At 43.1% G+C, this 17,603-nt stretch carries 19 protein-coding genes; 11 read left to right on the top strand and 8 right to left on the bottom strand.

The window, feature by feature from the left end:
- The first annotated feature begins 180 nt into the window (after positions 1-180).
- Together EAE90_RS24205 and EAE90_RS02490 are read left to right on the top strand one after the other, a co-directional pair.
- Positions 181-390: a FeoC-like transcriptional regulator gene (locus EAE90_RS24205; protein ID WP_281422294.1), complete on the top strand. Its 210-nt coding sequence runs from the start codon at positions 181-183 to the stop codon at positions 388-390.
- Positions 391-593: 203 nt separating this feature from the next.
- Positions 594-1,556 (top strand): Abi family protein, encoded by a 963-nt coding sequence (locus tag EAE90_RS02490; RefSeq protein WP_214052137.1) that lies wholly within the window; start codon positions 594-596, stop codon positions 1,554-1,556.
- Between the two features lie 138 nt (positions 1,557-1,694).
- On the opposite strand, the gene bioH is transcribed toward EAE90_RS02490, so the two are convergent.
- Positions 1,695-2,480 (bottom strand): pimeloyl-ACP methyl ester esterase BioH, encoded by a 786-nt coding sequence (bioH, locus tag EAE90_RS02485; protein ID WP_214052136.1) that lies wholly within the window; start codon positions 2,478-2,480, stop codon positions 1,695-1,697.
- A 39-nt stretch (positions 2,481-2,519) separates the two neighbouring features.
- Here bioH and gntX point away from each other — a divergent pair, with 39 nt between their 5' ends.
- The 6 genes from gntX to glpD all read left to right on the top strand — a co-directional run bounded on the left by gntX (position 2,520) and on the right by glpD (position 7,795).
- The gene (gene gntX / locus EAE90_RS02480; RefSeq protein WP_214052135.1) at positions 2,520-3,203 is read left to right on the top strand and encodes a DNA utilization protein GntX; all 684 of its coding nucleotides are present in this window, start codon (positions 2,520-2,522) and stop codon (positions 3,201-3,203) included.
- A gap of 59 nt (positions 3,204-3,262) precedes the next feature.
- Positions 3,263-3,838, top strand: coding sequence for a Fe-S biogenesis protein NfuA (gene nfuA / locus EAE90_RS02475; RefSeq protein ID WP_049583957.1), 576 nt, complete (start codon positions 3,263-3,265; stop codon positions 3,836-3,838).
- Between the two features lie 264 nt (positions 3,839-4,102).
- Positions 4,103-4,438, top strand: coding sequence for a thiosulfate sulfurtransferase GlpE (gene glpE / locus EAE90_RS02470; RefSeq protein WP_214052134.1), 336 nt, complete (start codon positions 4,103-4,105; stop codon positions 4,436-4,438).
- Between the two features lie 8 nt (positions 4,439-4,446).
- Positions 4,447-5,295 (top strand): rhomboid family intramembrane serine protease GlpG, encoded by an 849-nt coding sequence (gene glpG / locus EAE90_RS02465; protein WP_214052133.1) that lies wholly within the window; start codon positions 4,447-4,449, stop codon positions 5,293-5,295.
- A gap of 17 nt (positions 5,296-5,312) precedes the next feature.
- Positions 5,313-6,071 carry a DeoR/GlpR family transcriptional regulator gene (locus EAE90_RS02460; RefSeq protein WP_214052132.1) on the top strand — a complete coding sequence of 253 codons (759 nt, stop codon included), beginning with the start codon at positions 5,313-5,315 and terminating at the stop codon, positions 6,069-6,071.
- Between the two features lie 230 nt (positions 6,072-6,301).
- A complete protein-coding gene (gene glpD / locus EAE90_RS02455; RefSeq protein WP_214052131.1) occupies positions 6,302-7,795 on the top strand; it encodes a glycerol-3-phosphate dehydrogenase in 1,494 nt (497 codons plus the stop codon).
- A 395-nt stretch (positions 7,796-8,190) separates the two neighbouring features.
- Here the strand turns inward: glpD and EAE90_RS02450 are convergent, their stop codons facing one another.
- Positions 8,191-8,421 (bottom strand): hypothetical protein, encoded by a 231-nt coding sequence (locus EAE90_RS02450; RefSeq protein WP_214052130.1) that lies wholly within the window; start codon positions 8,419-8,421, stop codon positions 8,191-8,193.
- 368 nt (positions 8,422-8,789) lie between these two features.
- On the opposite strand from EAE90_RS02450, the gene EAE90_RS02445 reads away from it, so the two are divergent.
- From EAE90_RS02445 to EAE90_RS02435, 3 genes are all read left to right on the top strand, one after another.
- Positions 8,790-9,677, top strand: coding sequence for an alanyl-tRNA editing protein (locus EAE90_RS02445; protein WP_214052129.1), 888 nt, complete (start codon positions 8,790-8,792; stop codon positions 9,675-9,677).
- A gap of 585 nt (positions 9,678-10,262) precedes the next feature.
- Positions 10,263-10,535: a type II toxin-antitoxin system TacA family antitoxin gene (locus EAE90_RS02440; protein ID WP_036815115.1), complete on the top strand. Its 273-nt coding sequence runs from the start codon at positions 10,263-10,265 to the stop codon at positions 10,533-10,535.
- Positions 10,526-11,014, top strand: coding sequence for a GNAT family N-acetyltransferase (locus EAE90_RS02435; RefSeq protein ID WP_214052128.1), 489 nt, complete (start codon positions 10,526-10,528; stop codon positions 11,012-11,014). Before EAE90_RS02440 ends, EAE90_RS02435 begins: the two co-directional genes overlap by 10 nt.
- Before the next feature lie 205 nt (positions 11,015-11,219).
- On the opposite strand, the gene EAE90_RS02430 is transcribed toward EAE90_RS02435, so the two are convergent.
- The 6 genes from EAE90_RS02430 to EAE90_RS02405 are packed head-to-tail and all read right to left on the bottom strand — an operon-like array spanning position 11,220 to position 17,588.
- A complete protein-coding gene (locus EAE90_RS02430) occupies positions 11,220-11,849 on the bottom strand; it encodes a bifunctional 4-hydroxy-2-oxoglutarate aldolase/2-dehydro-3-deoxy-phosphogluconate aldolase (RefSeq protein ID WP_214052127.1) in 630 nt (209 codons plus the stop codon).
- 17 nt (positions 11,850-11,866) lie between these two features.
- A complete protein-coding gene (locus EAE90_RS02425; RefSeq protein WP_214052126.1) occupies positions 11,867-12,811 on the bottom strand; it encodes a sugar kinase in 945 nt (314 codons plus the stop codon).
- Positions 12,808-14,232, bottom strand: coding sequence for a glucuronate isomerase (gene uxaC / locus EAE90_RS02420; protein ID WP_214052125.1), 1,425 nt, complete (start codon positions 14,230-14,232; stop codon positions 12,808-12,810). Before uxaC ends, EAE90_RS02425 begins: the two co-directional genes overlap by 4 nt.
- Positions 14,233-14,255: 23 nt before the next feature.
- Positions 14,256-15,713, bottom strand: a complete 1,458-nt coding sequence (locus tag EAE90_RS02415) for a fructuronate reductase (RefSeq protein WP_214052124.1) — start codon at positions 15,711-15,713, stop codon at positions 14,256-14,258.
- A gap of 39 nt (positions 15,714-15,752) precedes the next feature.
- The gene (locus EAE90_RS02410) at positions 15,753-17,054 is read right to left on the bottom strand and encodes a TRAP transporter large permease (protein ID WP_214052123.1); all 1,302 of its coding nucleotides are present in this window, start codon (positions 17,052-17,054) and stop codon (positions 15,753-15,755) included.
- 27 nt (positions 17,055-17,081) lie between these two features.
- Entirely contained in the window at positions 17,082-17,588 is a 507-nt protein-coding gene (locus EAE90_RS02405; RefSeq protein WP_214052122.1) for a TRAP transporter small permease, read from the bottom strand.
- Positions 17,589-17,603 lie beyond the last annotated feature (15 nt).

Genomic DNA, 17,603 nt, shown 5'->3' with positions numbered 1-17,603 from the left:
ACATAAAAGATTGAATAATATTTTCTTGTATTAATCTCGTTGCCTGCTTTGCTTTTATTTAGTATGTCTATTTAATAGTACCATTAAATTATTGTCCGATTTATTTGAGATCATTCAGACCGGGATTTTTCGCTTGATTTATGCAGAGCTATTACTTTTATTCCCTAATTTTTTAACCGATTGATTAGAATAACCTTTACCAGCAACAGCCAATATAGCTTCCACTGTTCAAGTGGAAATTGTCACCATAAAGGGATACTTGAACAAATCACCGTAATGGGCAAACTGGAAAAGATCAATGCAACTGCCTGCCTAAGCGGCAGTTGCAAACAATGTCCTGAAACACAGCAATGTGATACAGCGGTTTATCGGATCGCTGGGGGACATTGAATAATTAAAAAATAATCAATTCAATGTGAGGTGGTCATCACTTGACCTTGCTAAAAAGATACTATACATTGTGGATATCAACACCCGCGATAGCGTCAATCCACCGACGAGATCAGCGGGTTTTTCTCATGTACAGAAAAAACTTAGCAGAGTTATTTTGTTAGTAACACTTTCTCAACACTAATCATATGAGATTCTATTAAATGTCTGTTTATAACAAGCCTTTTTTAACTCCAGCAGAGCTGGTAAATATTCATCTTGAAGATAAAGGTATTTTATTTACTCATCCCTTTAATAAAGTCTTTGCTGAGAAAGCGCTATCCCTAATTAATTGGTATAGATTCAAATCATACTTATATCCTTATTTAAATCATTCAACTAAAGAATATTTACCCGGCACTGAATTTAAAAATGGCTTTGATTTATATTTGTTTGACTGTGAATTAAGAGAACTATGTAACAAATACATATTAAGAATAGAAGTTAAAGCAAAGAGTATTCTTGACCAAGTAATAACAAAGTATCTAAACGACCCTTTTTGGTATCTCAGCGATGATGTATTCACACCAAATAAAGCACCATATCAAGAAAGAATGAAAATAAAAGCGCTCATGGAAAAATCTACTCAGGAATTCGCTGTTTACTATAAAAATAACTATACAAGCACAAAGGAATCTTATAGGCAAAATCCTCCATTTTGGATAGCTATAGAATTAATGTCTTTTGATTCAATGATGAAATTGATTACTGCTTTAGACACGACAAAATTCACATCCTCAGGAAGAAATCATCTCAATGATTTTGCAACAGCTATGGGAGCCAATACATTTAAAGAAGTAAAATCGTGGCTTTACGCACTAAAGGAATTAAGAAACAAATCTTCGCATAGTTCCAGGACCTGGAATAGCAATTATCGCTTGCCATCAGGGTTCGTAGATAACAATAATAATATTGTTGGAACCAGAATAACAATCAGGCCAACAATGAAAAATAAAATCTATACTACATTGATTGTTTTAAAAATAATGTCTAAAACTTTGATAAGCCCATCAGAAAAATTCGAAGTTGAATTTAAAAATCTTATAAATAAATACAGTCATATAAATATTTTAACTCATTCAATGGGAATTCCCACAGGATGGGACAAGGAAAACATATGGAATTAAAAGGTAGAATTTGCCTTTATTAGTAACAAATTGAATCCCTATGATTTATCTAATCGTCAGAAGAACTTACATTGAGCCGCCGCATTCATGCGGCGAACGCTTTACCTTTCTAAATCACGCCAATAAAAATCTGTTATCTCATCGACCTTGCAATGCTTCTCTACTAACAAATTCAGTCAATAACCCAACAAACTCATCTGGATGAGAAATAAAAGGAGCATGAGCGGCATGACGCATCATGGCTGAAACTGAACGCGGCCATTTTTCATCAAGAATGTTGAGGATTTTTCTTGGCACCAGCCCATCCAGATAACCGTAAATCCGCAAGAACGGTATGGCAAGCTCAGCCAAAGGCTGCCTTAAATCTTCGGTACGCAAAATTTCCAAGCCAGCATGCAGCACTTCAACAGAAGGCATCGGCTGCGCCAGCACAACGGATTTTAGCAATCGCGCATCTTGACGGGCGCTGTCAGTACCTAATGTCTGTAAAGCAAGAAAACGCTCAACTGTGCGCTGGAAATCTTCACTAAGCTGATGTTCGAAATCGCGCAAAACTTCTGGCTTGATCCCCGGCCAGTCACTTTCTGCGCTGAAATGCGGTGAAGAAGCCACGGTAATTAATCCAGCAACTTTATCCTGATGGTCAAGGGCAATTCGGCTGGCAACCAGACCTCCCAACGACCAACCTAGCCATAGCGCATTTTCCGGCGCATATCGCCAAACTTCATCCGCCATGTCAGCAAGATTCATCGGGCCATATTTCTGGCTACGGCCATAACCGGGTAAATCCACCAGATGCAAACGAAAATGCGGAGCACATCGCATTTCAATGGAACGCCAAACTTCCGCATTCAGCCCCCATCCGTGCAGCAACACAAGATCACGCGAACCTTCATCAGAAGTCTGCCAAAATAGATCAGCCATTGTTATTCTCAACTTTATTTGCCATCAAGGAAGAAATCTATGCTAACAATGGTTGGGTACTGTTGGCTATGCCATCAGCCTCTTTGGTTGCCGCATCATGGAATATGCAGCTTTTGCAACAAACGATTGAAGCGTTTGACAAACATGTGCCCGTGCTGCGCTCTCCCCTCAGAACTTCCTTCACTGCCTTGTGGACGCTGCCTCAAAAAACCGCCTCTATGGGAGAATATGATAGCGATTACCGACTATTGCCCACCACTGAGCGGCTTGGTTCGTCGCTATAAATATCACAGCACGCCACAACTTGCGTCAGTTCTGGCGCGTCTGTTTCTACTGCATTGGCAACAGGGCTACCGCGATGGGCGATGGTATAAGCCCAACATTCTGCTCAGTGTGCCACTGCATCGATACCGGCGATGGAAACGGGGATTTGATCAGAGTGTATTAATGGCAAAGCAGTTATCAGAATGGCTACAATGCGATTACCAGCAAAGCTTTCTACAGCGGACGCATGCTACACTACCACAAAGAAATTTATCGGCAGCACGGCGTAAGATTAATCTCAGGAAAGCATTTCAGCTTTGTGGCCCAGTCGCAGGACAACATATCGCCATACTTGATGATGTGATTACCACCGGTGCGACCATGACTGAGATCTCCCGTTTGTTAATTCGTGCTGGCGCCCGTTCAGTGCAGGTTTGGGCGATTTGCCGAACCTTGTAGTCAATACGAGAATGGGCGTATTATAACCAACTATAGCAGTCAACTATTGAGCAAATGATATGATTAATATTACTGAAGCAGCGCAAGCTCATTTTGCCAAATTACTGGCAAACCAAGAACCAGGTACACAAATTCGCGTATTTGTCATCAATCCAGGTACACCTACCGCTGAATGTGGCGTATCTTACTGCCCGCCTGATGCCGTTGAAGCGACAGATACTGAACTGAAATTTGATCAACTGTCAGCTTACGTCGACGAACTGAGCGCCCCCTTCCTTGAAGAAGCTGAAATTGATTTCGTCACCGATCAGTTAGGCTCTCAGCTAACATTAAAAGCCCCTAACGCCAAGATGCGTAAAGTTTCTGACGACGCCCCACTTGTCGAACGTGTGGAATACGTTTTGCAATCACAAATTAATCCACAATTAGCCGGTCACGGCGGCCGCGTCAGCCTGATGGAAATCACTGATGATGGTTTCGCTATCCTTCAATTCGGCGGCGGTTGCAATGGCTGTTCAATGGTCGATGTCACGTTGAAAGAAGGGATTGAAAAAGAGTTGCTGAACATGTTCCCGGAACTAAAAGGGGTAAGAGATTTAACTGAACACCAACGCGGTGAACACTCTTATTACTAATAACGTATTACTAATAAAGTATTACTAATAACGTAATTACTGATAACAAATTTTCCCGCTCGGATAATCGTCGGGAAAACATTATTACAATAATAACTTAACGGGATAATCTCTATACCCTATGGATTTCAAGATGCATCGCGACGGCAAGGGAGAGAATCCCCGAGAGCACAGATAACTATGTGACCGGGGTGAGTGCAGCCAACAAAGAGGCAACTTGAAAGATGACGGGTATAAGTTCTAAAGAGCAAAGTCAGAATATATATGGAACATTTTCAAACTATCAGCCCTGAGCAGGCTTATCAACACTGGCAGAATAAATCCGCTACTATGGTGGATATCCGTGATCCACAGAGTTTCCGGATAGGTCATGCGTGTGGCGCTTTTCATTTGACTAATGACACGTTGAATGAATTTATGTTACAGGCCAATTTCGAGCAGCCGGTTATGGTTATGTGCTACCACGGCCATAGCAGCCAGAGTGCCGCTCAGTATTTATTAAACATCGGTTTTGAAACTGTCTACAGCATTAATGGCGGCTTTGAAGCCTGGCGCAGAGACTATCCTCACGCTGTTGACTCCTTACATAATCCGGCATAACACACCTCATGATCCGCGTAATCGCTATTTCAAACCCGCGTCTAGCGCAAGCCTTTATCGATTATATGGCAACCCATCAGGTCCATCTCACGATGCGCCCCGGTCACGATGGGCAACACGTCGAACTGTGGCTAGCAGATGACACTAAACTGACTATGGTTCAGCAAGAGCTGGAACAATTTACTCGCGATCCGCTAAATGAACGTTATCAAGCGGCTAGTTGGCAATCTGGCGATGTGAATCACCCATTGAAGTACCAAAATAATCTGAATTGGCAATATTTAAGTCGTCAGGCTGGCCCATTAACCATTACGGTTTTATTCCTAAATATCGTGGTTTATCTCTGGATGCAATTTGCCGGCGATTATCAGGTGATGTCCTGGCTAGCCTGGCCTGACGATAGCCAACATATGGAGCTATGGCGTTGGATCACCCACGGCTTACTGCACTTCTCACTGCTGCATATCATCTTTAATCTCATGTGGTGGTGGTATCTTGGCGGGCAAACAGAAAAGCACCTCGGTACAGGAAAACTATTTGTCATTATGATTGTTTCCGCTGTTTTCAGCGGCTGGGGGCAATCATTATTCAGTGGTTCTCATTTCGGCGGCCTTTCTGGGGTTGTTTACGCTTTAATTGGTTATGTCTGGCTAACCGGTGAGCGGGCACCCGAACAGGGTATTGGCATCCCCCGTGGTTTGATGGCTTTTTCAATCTTCTGGCTGATTGTTGGATACTTCGATGCATTCGGACTAGCCATTGCCAACGCCGCCCATTTCTCCGGTTTAATTATCGGTTTGCTGATGGCGTTGTGGGATAACCGTCACACATTCAAAAATAATAACCGACACTTTTAGACACTTAGAGGACTATCGTGAAGCAAACTCAACGGCATGATGCAATAGTTGAGCTGGTACGCCTTCAGGGCTACGTCAGCACTGAAGAGTTGGTTGAACACTTTAATGTCAGCCCCCAGACTATCCGCCGTGATTTGAACGATTTGGCAGATAAAAACAAAATACAGCGGCATCACGGCGGAGCCGCATTGCCATCAAGTTCGGTGAATACTGCCTATCATGACCGCAAGATCATGTGGTCAGAAGAGAAAGCACGTATTGCGCAACGTGTTGCTAGCCATATCCCGGATGGCGCGACGCTGTTTATTGATATTGGCACGACACCAGAGGCTGTCGCTCACGCATTGTTAAATCATAAAGATCTACGAATTGTCACTAACAACCTCAATGTCGCTACCTTGTTGATGACAAAAGAAGACTTTCGTTTAATCCTGGCGGGAGGGGAGATTCGTTCTCGTGACGGCGGAATTATCGGTGAAGCCACTCTGGATTTTATCTCCCAGTTTCGGCTCGATTACGGCATTCTCGGCATCAGCGGCATTGACATGGATGGCTCACTCCTAGAATTTGATTACCATGAAGTACGCATAAAGCGCGCAATTATCGAAAACTCTCGTTGCGTTATGTTAGTCACTGATCATTCTAAATTTGGCCGCAATGCTATGGTTAATCTAGGCAATATGAACCTCATTGATCACTTATTTACTGACCAACTTCCCCCGCCAAGCATCCATAAAGTCATAGAGCAACATAACGTACAGCTCGAACTCTGCTAAGAATTTTCTCTATATTTGGGGATAGCACTATCCCCTATCTCCTCTTATCGCGCCACAATTAAGCTTCTTTATTAATACCATGTGAATTATGTGGATATGACAATATTTGTTATCTATATCACGTGAACATGTTTTTTCTTAACAAATAGTTGGCTATTGATCGATTTCTGATTACAATTGTGAGCGAAAACGAGCATTAAAGAACTGTTTCGAACATTTTAGGGGGATGCATGGAAACTAAAGACTTGATTGTAATCGGTGGCGGGATCAACGGCGCCGGGATTGCGGCAGATGCTGCTGGCCGGGGGCTCTCTGTTCTGTTGCTAGAAGCACAAGATTTAGCCAAAGCCACGTCATCCGCTAGTTCAAAACTGATTCACGGCGGCTTACGCTATCTGGAACATTATGAATTTCGTCTGGTCGGCGAAGCGCTGGCAGAACGTGAAGTTTTACTGAACCTTGCACCACACATCGCTTTTCCGATGCGTTTCCGCCTGCCGCACCAGCCACATCTACGTCCAGCATGGATGATCCGTATTGGCCTGTTCCTCTATGACAATTTGGGCAAACGTGTCAGCCTGCCTGGTAGTAAAGGGCTGAAATTCGGTGCCAATTCTGTTCTGAAACCAGAATTGGTCCGTGGCTTCGAATATTCTGACTGCTGGGTCGATGATGCTCGTTTAGTTGTCCTTAACGCTCAGGAAGTTAAAAAACATGGCGGGGAAGTCCGTACCCGAACAAAAGTAACCCGTGCATGGCGCGAACAAGAGGGTTGGATGGTTGAAGCCGAAGATCTACGGACAGGTAAGACCTATACTTGGCGTGCAAAAGGTCTGGTTAATGCTACCGGCCCTTGGGTTAAAGAATTCTTTGACGATGGTCTGAAATTAAAATCACCTTATGGTATTCGCCTGATCAAAGGCAGCCATATTGTGGTGCCAAAAGTGCATGATGAGCCGCAAGCTTATATTCTGCAAAACGAAGATCATCGTATCGTATTTGTTATTCCTTGGATGGATGAATTTTCCATTATTGGAACCACCGATGTGGAATATCAAGGTGATCCAAAAGAGGCGAAGATTGACGATCAAGAGATTAATTATCTGCTGAGAGTTTATAACGATCACTTCAAGAAACAACTTAGCCGCGACGATATCGTCTGGACCTATTCTGGCGTACGTCCACTGTGCGATGATGAATCTGATTCACCTCAAGCAATCACACGTGACTACACGCTCGACATTCATGATGAACACGGCAAAGCGCCGTTACTGTCTGTGTTTGGTGGTAAGTTAACCACTTACCGTAAGCTGGCAGAACACGCAACCGAGAAGCTCATGCAATACTACCCCAATGCCGGAAAAGCCTGGACCAAAAATGGTCAGTTACCGGGGGGGAATCTGGAAGGGTGCGATCGTGATGGTTATGCCCGTTTATTGCGTAAACGTTACAACTGGTTGCCGGAAGGTGTTGCTGTACGTTATGCGCGTACTTACGGCAGCAACAGCGAACTCATTCTGCAAGGCGCTAATAATCTGACAGATCTAGGTGAATGCTTCGGTCACGGCCTGTATGAAGCCGAGCTTCGTTATCTGGTCGATAATGAATGGGTTGTTGAACTGGATGACGCAATCTGGCGCCGTACCAAATTGGGTATGTGGCTGAAAGAAGAGCAGAAGCAACGCATTGCAGCATGGTTGGCGGAGAATGCTAAGCCATTGTGAGTTAAGATTAAATCAACATAAAGATAGTTAATATAAACTTAGGCGCAAAATTACATATTGTGCCTATTTTTTTACCTATTTACGCTCAACTTAATTGTAATTACAGATATCAGATAGATAAATATAATTTTGTTATTTAAATACCCCAAATCATTTATTAAAAATAAAATAGGAATTTTATTATAAATAAATTATATTTTTGTCATTAAAGAAAAACAACAAAAATAAAACAATCATATATTAGAAAAATAATTCCCACCCTACAGAACGAATAACTTATTCAAAAAACAACAACATTGTTTATCGAAACATAAAGCCACAAAATAATTTCATCGAACGTTTTATACTATGAATAGAGTATATATTAGTATCGAATAGCGACTTCATAGCAATCATTACCATTCTTCGCGTAACTTACCTTGATATTCCAATCCATCCAACTTTTTATCCCCCCATAAACCAAAAACGCTATTATTCCGTTCTGGAATATTAGCATCAAGATAAGTATCTATCTCTCTTCGGCTCTGTGTAGCACGTGACTTATCAGGAGAACATTTCTCTACAATTTCAATCTTTTTAATCGTTTCTTCCCGCAGATTTATATTAATTTCTACCATAGCAACCATACTTTATTTCCTCCTGTTCCATATACTTTATCAGCTTAACTATCTATTTTTAAACTAAAAAAATTACCGCGACAGTTTAAAAAACAGATTTTATCCTTAAAATCGCCATTGACTATGTAGGTAAAACATAAAAACATTCCAATTTTTCTACTTGCAACGATGCTCTAAGTATCCTATAAATAAGTTGACTATACACATATTGATCTTATTTATCCAATTCTGATAGTCAGCAAGAAAGATTACCTATAACGTTTAAAACGAATAGTAATATGATATAAGATTATAGGGTGTTTTGATTGGCAAAAATTACATTAACAAAATACCCTGTAGTAATAGGTATCAAAAAATTATAATTAGCGAGATATTACATGACCACTGATATAAATATTGATCAACTATTAAAAGCAGAAGCTTCATTTATGCTGGGGACCCTGACGTTAGAATCCAACATTATCGGGGTTATGAGATACGAAGATGGCACCCTTTTGATAACCCAAGATAGTCCATTCTACCCAAAGAACTATAAGTGGCCAGACCAACTACATGATAATGGAATAATTTCAATAGGCGATAAAGAACTTGCTGTGACAAAAGTTTACACCGCGGGTCTTATTAATGGTCATGCATATATAGACCAAGAAATAACGAAACAAGCAACGCCGCCAGATAAAATTATGCCAGCACACTACTTACCTGATTTACACGGAATTTCAGAAAGAGACCTCATAGGAAAAACGGTAACTCTATCTGTGAACGATGAAACAAGATATAGGGTAAGTGTTGCACACTCTATGGCCCACTTTATGTCCCTTGCTTTAAATAAAGCAACTCATCATATATGGTCCAAAGTATACGATACCGATGATTTAGGAAATTATAATTTAGATAAAGCTGCCATTTACCAATCTTCTATTACAGAACTTAAATCCGTTGATATTTATCGCTTTGGTAAATCGATCAAAAAGAAAGGATTTGATAAAAATATATTAATTGAAAATCTGGATAAAATTAATAGAGAAGTTAATAATACACTCAATAATTGGTTATCTCAGGGTGCAGAAATAACCATTGAATATAAATCAAAAGAGATTAATGACACTAGATTATGGAAATCGACTATTGACTCTAAGGTAGTCACTATCCCATGCGGAGGCACACATATAAATAATCTTAATGAAGTCAAAGACGTAAAGGTTGAAATAAAGATCGGTGAATCTACTGATTTTATTCAAGTAACAACTCATTGCAGAGTATAAAACCATGAACCTCGACTTACTTTACTTCTATCTTCTTCTGGTTGTTTTATCCTATATAACACCAGGCCCAGACTGGGCTATTATCAGCAAAAAAGTATCAATCCTGTAATAGAGCTTTGACAGTATATCCTTGATTGGGATGAGTTGGTGTTTACAGAAATGCCATCATCAAGGATTGCTTATCAAGCAATGGTCTTATATGGCGTTGCCTGAGATTCTTTGCTGAACGATTTAATAGAATGCTTAACACATCAATACGGATATAATGGAACTGGCAAAGTTTCATGATAATTAGTTGCATTTTTTCCGGCTCTAATCGTCGATTTTCATAAGCCGGTTTTCAATTGCATTAAGATATTTTCAGGTATCAAACTAACAGTTGGTAACTCTAGTAAAGTTTGTTCTGGTGTCTGACGTTCATGTAAATTAGGCCGACGTCAGTCAGCAGAAGAGCAACCACTATATATTTTGGATAACCCAGCATGCTTACGTTTCATAAGATTTCAAATGGAGACGCTAAATGTATATCTATTAGTTATACAACTGCTATAATAACTGTCTGCCAATTTGCTACACAGGTGATTTATGAGAACACAACCTAAAGAAACCCCGATCAACATCCGGGCGAAAGCCTTCCAGCGGGAGCTTATTGACCATGCAGCAAACCTGCTCTCAAAAACCCGAACTGATTTCATCTTGGATGCTGCCTGCCGCGCGGCCGAAGATGCCATACTCGATCAGCGCCACTTTTTCGTTAACGACGAAAAATACCATGCGTTCATGCAGATGCTGGAGCAACCGCTTTCTGATAATGAAGGTTTTAAAAAACTGATGGGATATAAAGCGCCGTGGGAATAAGCACACCTGAAATATTAACGGCTGAACATAATATAAATGATTTTTATTGCCAGCATGAAACATTAAACGAATGGCTTTCACGCCGGGCGTTAAAAAATAATAAGCTCGGCGCGAGCCGCACATTTGTTATTTGCAAGGAAGGCACAAAAGACGTTATCGGTTATTATTGTCTAAGCGCCGGTTCAATTAATCATATTGAATCTACACCATCGCTTAAACGCAATATGCCAGATCCTATCCCTGTAGTGCTTCTCGGCCGTCTGGCTGTCGATGTGGAATATCAGGGGAAGAAGCTCGGGGCACTGCTTCTCCAAGATGCTTGGAAGCGTATCGCCAGCACGGCAGAACAGGTGGGCATTTCGACTATAATCGTCCACGCACTTGATGAGAGCGCTCGAACGTTCTATACACGTCTTGGCTTCGCCCAGTCACCGTTGGAGCCATACACGCTGATGCTGCCATTAGGCAAACAGAAGTAAAAGAATTTTTACTAAACCCTTTCTTCCTTTTGGTATATACCCTATGGATTTCAAGATGCATCGCGGCGGCAAGGGAGCGAATCCCCGGGAGCATAGATAACTATGTTACCGGGGTGAGTGAGTGCAGCCAACAAAGCGGCAACTTGAAAGATGACGGGTACATTGTCGGAATAATATTTTATCCCAATATAAGAACCACTATTCCTTAAGTATTAACCAAATCCACCGCCTCGCGAGTCAAACAGCCAATTTCCTGCCAATTTCGGCTATCCACCAGCGCTTTACTGACCATCCATGAACCACCACACGCGACAATACGCGGTACAGCAAGATAATCGCGGATATTGTTTGGTCCGATTCCTCCAGTCGGCATAATTTGCAGTTCAGTATAAGGCGCTAATATCGCTTTAATCATTGGCAAACCACCGGAAGGTTCTGCCGGAAAGAATTTCAACAGTTTTAATCCCAATTCCATCGCGCCTTCGATCGCGCTTGGATTATTCACGCCCGGAATAATAGGAATATTCAATTGCTGGCAGGCTTTGACTGTGTTTGGATTAAAACCCGGCGAAACCATAAAATCAGCGCCTGCCTGTTTTGCAGCAACCACCTGTTCATGATTCAGGACGGTTCCTGCACCAATCAGCATATCCGGCAGAGCCTGTTTCAGTAGACGAATCGCTTCTGCCGCTACCGAGGAACGGAAAGTAATTTCCGCTACCGGCAAGCCATTATCAGCTAATGCCTTACCTAACGGAATAATGTCTTCCGCACGCTCAACAGTAATCACAGGTACAATTTTTAACTGGCGTAACTGCTCAATCATCTGTTTCATCGATTTTTCCTCTGATATTAAAAGAAACTGTCAGTCACTGCTTGAGTTGCACTAATTGGAATAATCGCCCCTTTATGCTGAATAACGGTACCAGCCAGACGATGCCCCATGATTGCCGCTTGTTGTATCGGGCGATCCGTCAGAAATCCTGCCAAAAACCCGGCATTAAAGGCGTCTCCCGCCGCCGTAGTATCGACCACGTTAATAACCGGCGCCGTTGGGATCAGCTCAATCGGAGTATCCTGTACCAAATGCTGATAATAACAACCGGCAGCCCCCGCTTTAATCACGGCTTCTTTAACTCCTGCTTGTTTAAGGCGAATCATGGTTGCTGTAACCGATTTATCGCCCCACAGCTTGCATTCATCGTTGTCTGTCACTAGTGCCAATGAGGTAAAGGCGAGTAATTTCTGATAACAGAGCTGAGTTTCCTCCACACTTTGCCATAATGCCGGGCGGTAATTACTGTCGAAAACGATGATTTTTCCTTGTGCCGCCAGTTCAGCCAGCAAGTTTAGTAATTTTTCTCGATCATCGGCAGGCAAAATAGCCAAACTGATACCACTGAGATAAATGGCATCCATTTGTCGCAACGCTTGAGTAACCGAAGAGAAATCAGGATGGCGCACCATATAACGGGCAGCGGAATCATTACGCCAATACAGAAAGGTGCGTTCTCCCTGTTCATCAAGTTGAATCAAATACAACCCCGGTTGATGCGTCGAATCACGCAAAACCAGATGGGTATAAATACCCTCGTCTTGCCAACGTTTAATCATTCCTTGACTGAGGGAATCCATCCCCAACGCCGTCACAAAATGAACAGCAATCTTCTGTCGGTTTGCCCGTGCTAAATAAATCGCACTGTTCAGGACATCGCCACCAAAAGCCTGATGCATAGTCGCGAAAGGAGCGCCATTAAGTTCAATCATACATTCACCAAGGAGTGCAATCTGCTTCATGGATTTTCTCCCGGCAAGGCAAAATAACGGCGGGCATTATTAAAACAAATATCCTCAACCATTTGCCCTAACATGGCTTTGTTGTTAGGAATTTCGCCCTTTTCTGCCCATTGCCCTAACAAATTACACAAAATGCGACGAAAATATTCATGTCGAGTGTATGAAAGAAAGCTACGAGAATCGGTCAACATACCAACAAATTGACTCAGCAGCCCAAGTTGGGAAAGTTGTTCAAGCTGACGCAACATGCCATCTTTCTGATCATTGAACCACCAGCCCGAACCAAACTGCACTTTACCGGCGATACCGCCACCTTGAAAGTTACCGGCCATCGTTGCAATCACTTCGTTATCTCGTGGATTCAGGCAGTATAAAATCGTTTTCGGCAACTCATCCGTCATATCCATACTATCCAGCAAACGAGATAACGGCCAAGCGATGTTGTTATCACCAATGGAATCAAAGCCGCTATCCGCGCCAAGTAAGCGGAACATACGAGTACTATTGTTGCGAATAGCGCCGATATGCATTTGCATCACCCAACCACGAGCGGCATATTGTCGGCCAAGCCATACCAGAATCGCCGTGGTGTATTGCGCAATTTCAAGCTCAGAGAGAGTGCCGCCTGCCAGCCGTTTTTGTAGGATGCTATCTAATACCGCTTCATTAGGAATAGGAGCATAGCGCAGATTTTCTATGCCGTGATCAGCAGCCCGACAACCATGAGCAGCAAAATGCTCAAGGCGACTCTCCAACGCGTTCAGCACATCAGCAAAAGCCGTGATCGATACATTAGCTACAGCCTCAAGCTGTTTGATATAGTCAACGAAACCCACCAACTCAATTTTAAATACCCGATCAGGGCGCCAGCTTGGTAATACTTCGATATCGAAACTCTCATCTGTCGCAATTTGGCGGTGATATTGTAGAGAATCTACCGGATCATCCGTGGTTCCAACCATACGCACATTCATTTGCTGCATAATGCCACGAGCCGAAAACGCCGGTGTTGCCAGCTTTTCGTTGCATTGATGCCAGATTTCATCCGCAGTTTGCGGCCCGAATAATTTCCCGGTAATACCAAATGGACGACGTAATTCTAGATGTGTCCAGTGATAAAGCGGATTGCCTAAGGTCAACGGTACTGTTTTTGCCCATGCCTGATATTTTTCATAATCACAGGCTTGCTTACCTGTGATCAACGATTCATCAATACCCACACAGCGCATAGCCCGCCATTTATAGTGATCCCCTGCTAACCAAATCTGACCAAGGTTATCAAACTGGCGATTTTCAGCGATTTCACGCGGATTAAGATGACAGTGATAATCATAAATCGGCATATTTGCGGCATGTTCATGATATAGCTGACGGGCAGTTTCATTGTTCAGCAGAAAATCGTCACCCATAAAATTTTTCATCTCTTTTTTCCCTGTCAGCCAAATCAAAGTGTCGCCACAGCATGACGAGCGCCACAATCCAATAATAATTGATAAGCTTCGGTGACGGCCCGGACAAAATGCGCATCAGCTAACAATGGGTTGCCAAAAATCGCCAACAATGCGGGTACTACATCAGCAGATAACCCATATTGCTGGTAAATAGATTTAAATTGTTCAACTAGCGGATCACGCACATCAATTAATTTACCTTGTTCATCTTTACCGCTGATATAACGCATCCACCCGGCAATACCCAAGGCCAAATGACGATAATCGCTGCCATTTGCCAGATGATAAGTGACAGAATCAAACATGCGTTGTGGTAGTTTCTGGCTGCCATCCATTGCTATCTGCCAAGTCTGGTGCTTAAGACCAGGATTACTGAAACGCTCAATTAGCCGGTGCGCATATTGAACAAGATCGGTACCTGTCGGCATTGTCAGAGTTGACGCCTGCTCTTTTAACATCAAATCCAAGACGGCCTGCCGGTAATCGGGGTTCGCCATTGCGTCAGCAATATGTGTATATCCTGCCAAATAGCCCAGATAAGCTAGAAATGAGTGGCTACCGTTTAGCATGCGTAATTTCATGGTTTCAAAAGGCGCCACATCTTTAACAAATTGGGCGCCTGCCACATCCCAGTTTGGACGGCCATTGGCAAAGTTATCCTCAATCACCCACTGACGGAAAGGTTCACAGGTGACTGCACAGGGATCATATACTCCCAACTGTTCAGCTATTTCTTCCAACGATTCTGGCGTGGCGGCAGGAACAATACGGTCAACCATTGTGCATGGAAAAGTCACATTCAGTTCAATCCATTGGGCTAACTTTTCATCCCGCAAACGGGCAAAACTCACCACCGCTTCACGAGCAACTTTGCCATTTTCTTTGACATTATCGCAGGACATCACCGTCAATGGCGGCAAGTTACCTTCATAACGCAGACGGAGCGCCTCGACAATGTAACCAATAGCAGATGTGGGTTCGGTTGGGTTAGCCAAATCCCGTTGAATTAATGCATTATTTACATCCAACTTGCCGCTGGCTGCATCGATGCAATACCCTTTTTCAGTAATCGTCAGAGAAATAATCGCCACTTGCGGCTGCGCTATCGTTGCCAGAATACCTTGCTGACCCACAAACTCAGGGTGCAAGGCATCAATCATAGAACCGATAATTTTTAGCTCCGTTTTCTCTGCCCCTTTCTCCGCAATGGTACACAAACAATCCTGCTGTTTAAGTTGCTGAATCAACCGATGACCGGAGAACAAACTAACTTCACAAATTCCCCAATCACTGCCCGTTTTTTCCAACATACGGTGAGTAAAAACCGCCTGATGCGCCCGGTGAAAAGCGCCACATCCCAGATGAACAATACGAGTCACCAATTTTTGGCGATCATAAGAAGGGAGATGAATAACCGGATCAATTTTGCAATTAGCAATATTACGGAGCATAAAATAGTTCCTTTCTAATGGAGCAGATTACTTAAATGCTTAGTAATTCAGTAACATCTGAGGCAACCACAAGCTCAATTGCGGTATAAAAGTCACCAACATCAACGCGATAACCAAAGCGCAATACATGGGAATTAAAGGTTTCAATACCTTATTAATGCTGACGTCACCGATAGAACAACCCACAAACAGCGCACTCCCTACCGGCGGTGTACAGATACCAATAGCCAGATTGAAGGTCATAATGATGCCGAAATGTACCGGATCAACGCCCATATTCTGCGCCACCGGCAGGAAAATCGGCGTAAAAATCAGAATCGCCGGAGTCATATCCATAAAAGTCCCGACCAACAACAGAATGATATTAATGACCAGCAGAATAACCAGTGGATTTTCCGAAACCGCCATTAGCGCATCAGCGATCAAATAGGGCAGATCCGCATTCGCCATTGCCCAAGACATTCCCATTGATGCACCAATCAGCAACAAAACAATGGAAGTAGTCACCGCAGAATCGAGAATGATTTTTGGCAGCTTGGCGATACTGACTTCACGATAAATCAATACTGCTAATACAAAGCTATATAACACAGCAATCGCCGAGGCTTCTGTGGCGGTAAAAATACCGGCAATGATCCCCCCCATAATAACCACAACCAACATCAGGGAAGGCAATGCGCGAACCAATGTAGTGAAAAACTCGTTCCATGTCGGCTTGGGTGATACCGGATAACCTCGGCGTTTGGCAATGATTGCCGCCACAATCATCAAAGATACGCCCATCAAAATGCCGGGAATATAACCCGCCAAAAACAGTGCGGCAATTGATGTGCCGCCAGAAACCAGCGAGTAAACAATCAGGGTGTTACTTGGCGGGATCAATAAACCAGCAGGGCAGGAGGCAATGTTTACAGCGGCAGAGTATTCCGGCTCATAACCCTCTTTTTTCTGCATTGGCGCCATCGTTCCGCCGACCGCCGCAGCCGATGCCACTGCTGAGCCTGAAATCGCACCGAAAAACATATTCGCCATAATATTGACGTGCACCAGAGAACCGGGCAAACGGCCGCCCATAACTTTTGCCAGATTAATCAGGCGGGCAGCGATTCCCCCCTGATTCATAATATTCCCCGCCAGAATAAAGAATGGAATAGCCAGTAAAGAGAAATTATCAACACCTGCCGCCATACGTTGCGCAACCACGGTAATCGCCGCCTCCATTGGCAAAGTCATCATAATTGCCAGTAATGATGACAAGCCAATCGCAAAGGATACCGGTATACCCAATACCAGCAACACGGCAAAACTACCGAACAACGCTAAAACCACTTGCCAATCCATAAGCCCATCCTCTTTTGCCTGGTGATTTTATTGATTTTCAGAAACAACAACGTCTTTACCTGAAAAATTCTGGATAAGCGCAACAATGTCTACCAGCACATAGCAAATCATCAGAACACCGCTAATTGGCAGACATAAATAGACATATCCCATCGGTAGCCCTAACGCGGGCGTAATTTGCTTGGTTTCAAGGGTTGAGATCACCAGTATCGATCCGCCATACACCAGCACGATCGAAGCAAATAGGGCGATCGCGGCCTGGATCACTAAACCCACACTATTTTTACCTATTCCCTTAAGTTTCATCGTTAACAGGTCGATAGCTAAATGGCGATGTTGACCTGTGGTATATGCCGCGCCAATCATGGCAACCCACATAAACAGATAACGAGCGAGTTCATCCGTTACCGTACTCGGCGCACCAAACACATAGCGGGAAACCACCTGCCATGTGACACAAAACACCAAAAAAACGGAAAGGCTGACGGTAAAAAATGCCAAACCTTTATTGAGGCAATACACAAGGTTTTTCACGGGGCTTTGTCCTTA

The organism is Photorhabdus caribbeanensis, assembly GCF_018448885.1.
Lineage (GTDB): Bacteria > Pseudomonadota > Gammaproteobacteria > Enterobacterales > Enterobacteriaceae > Photorhabdus > Photorhabdus caribbeanensis.
This window is presented reverse-complemented; position numbering and strand designations above follow the sequence as displayed.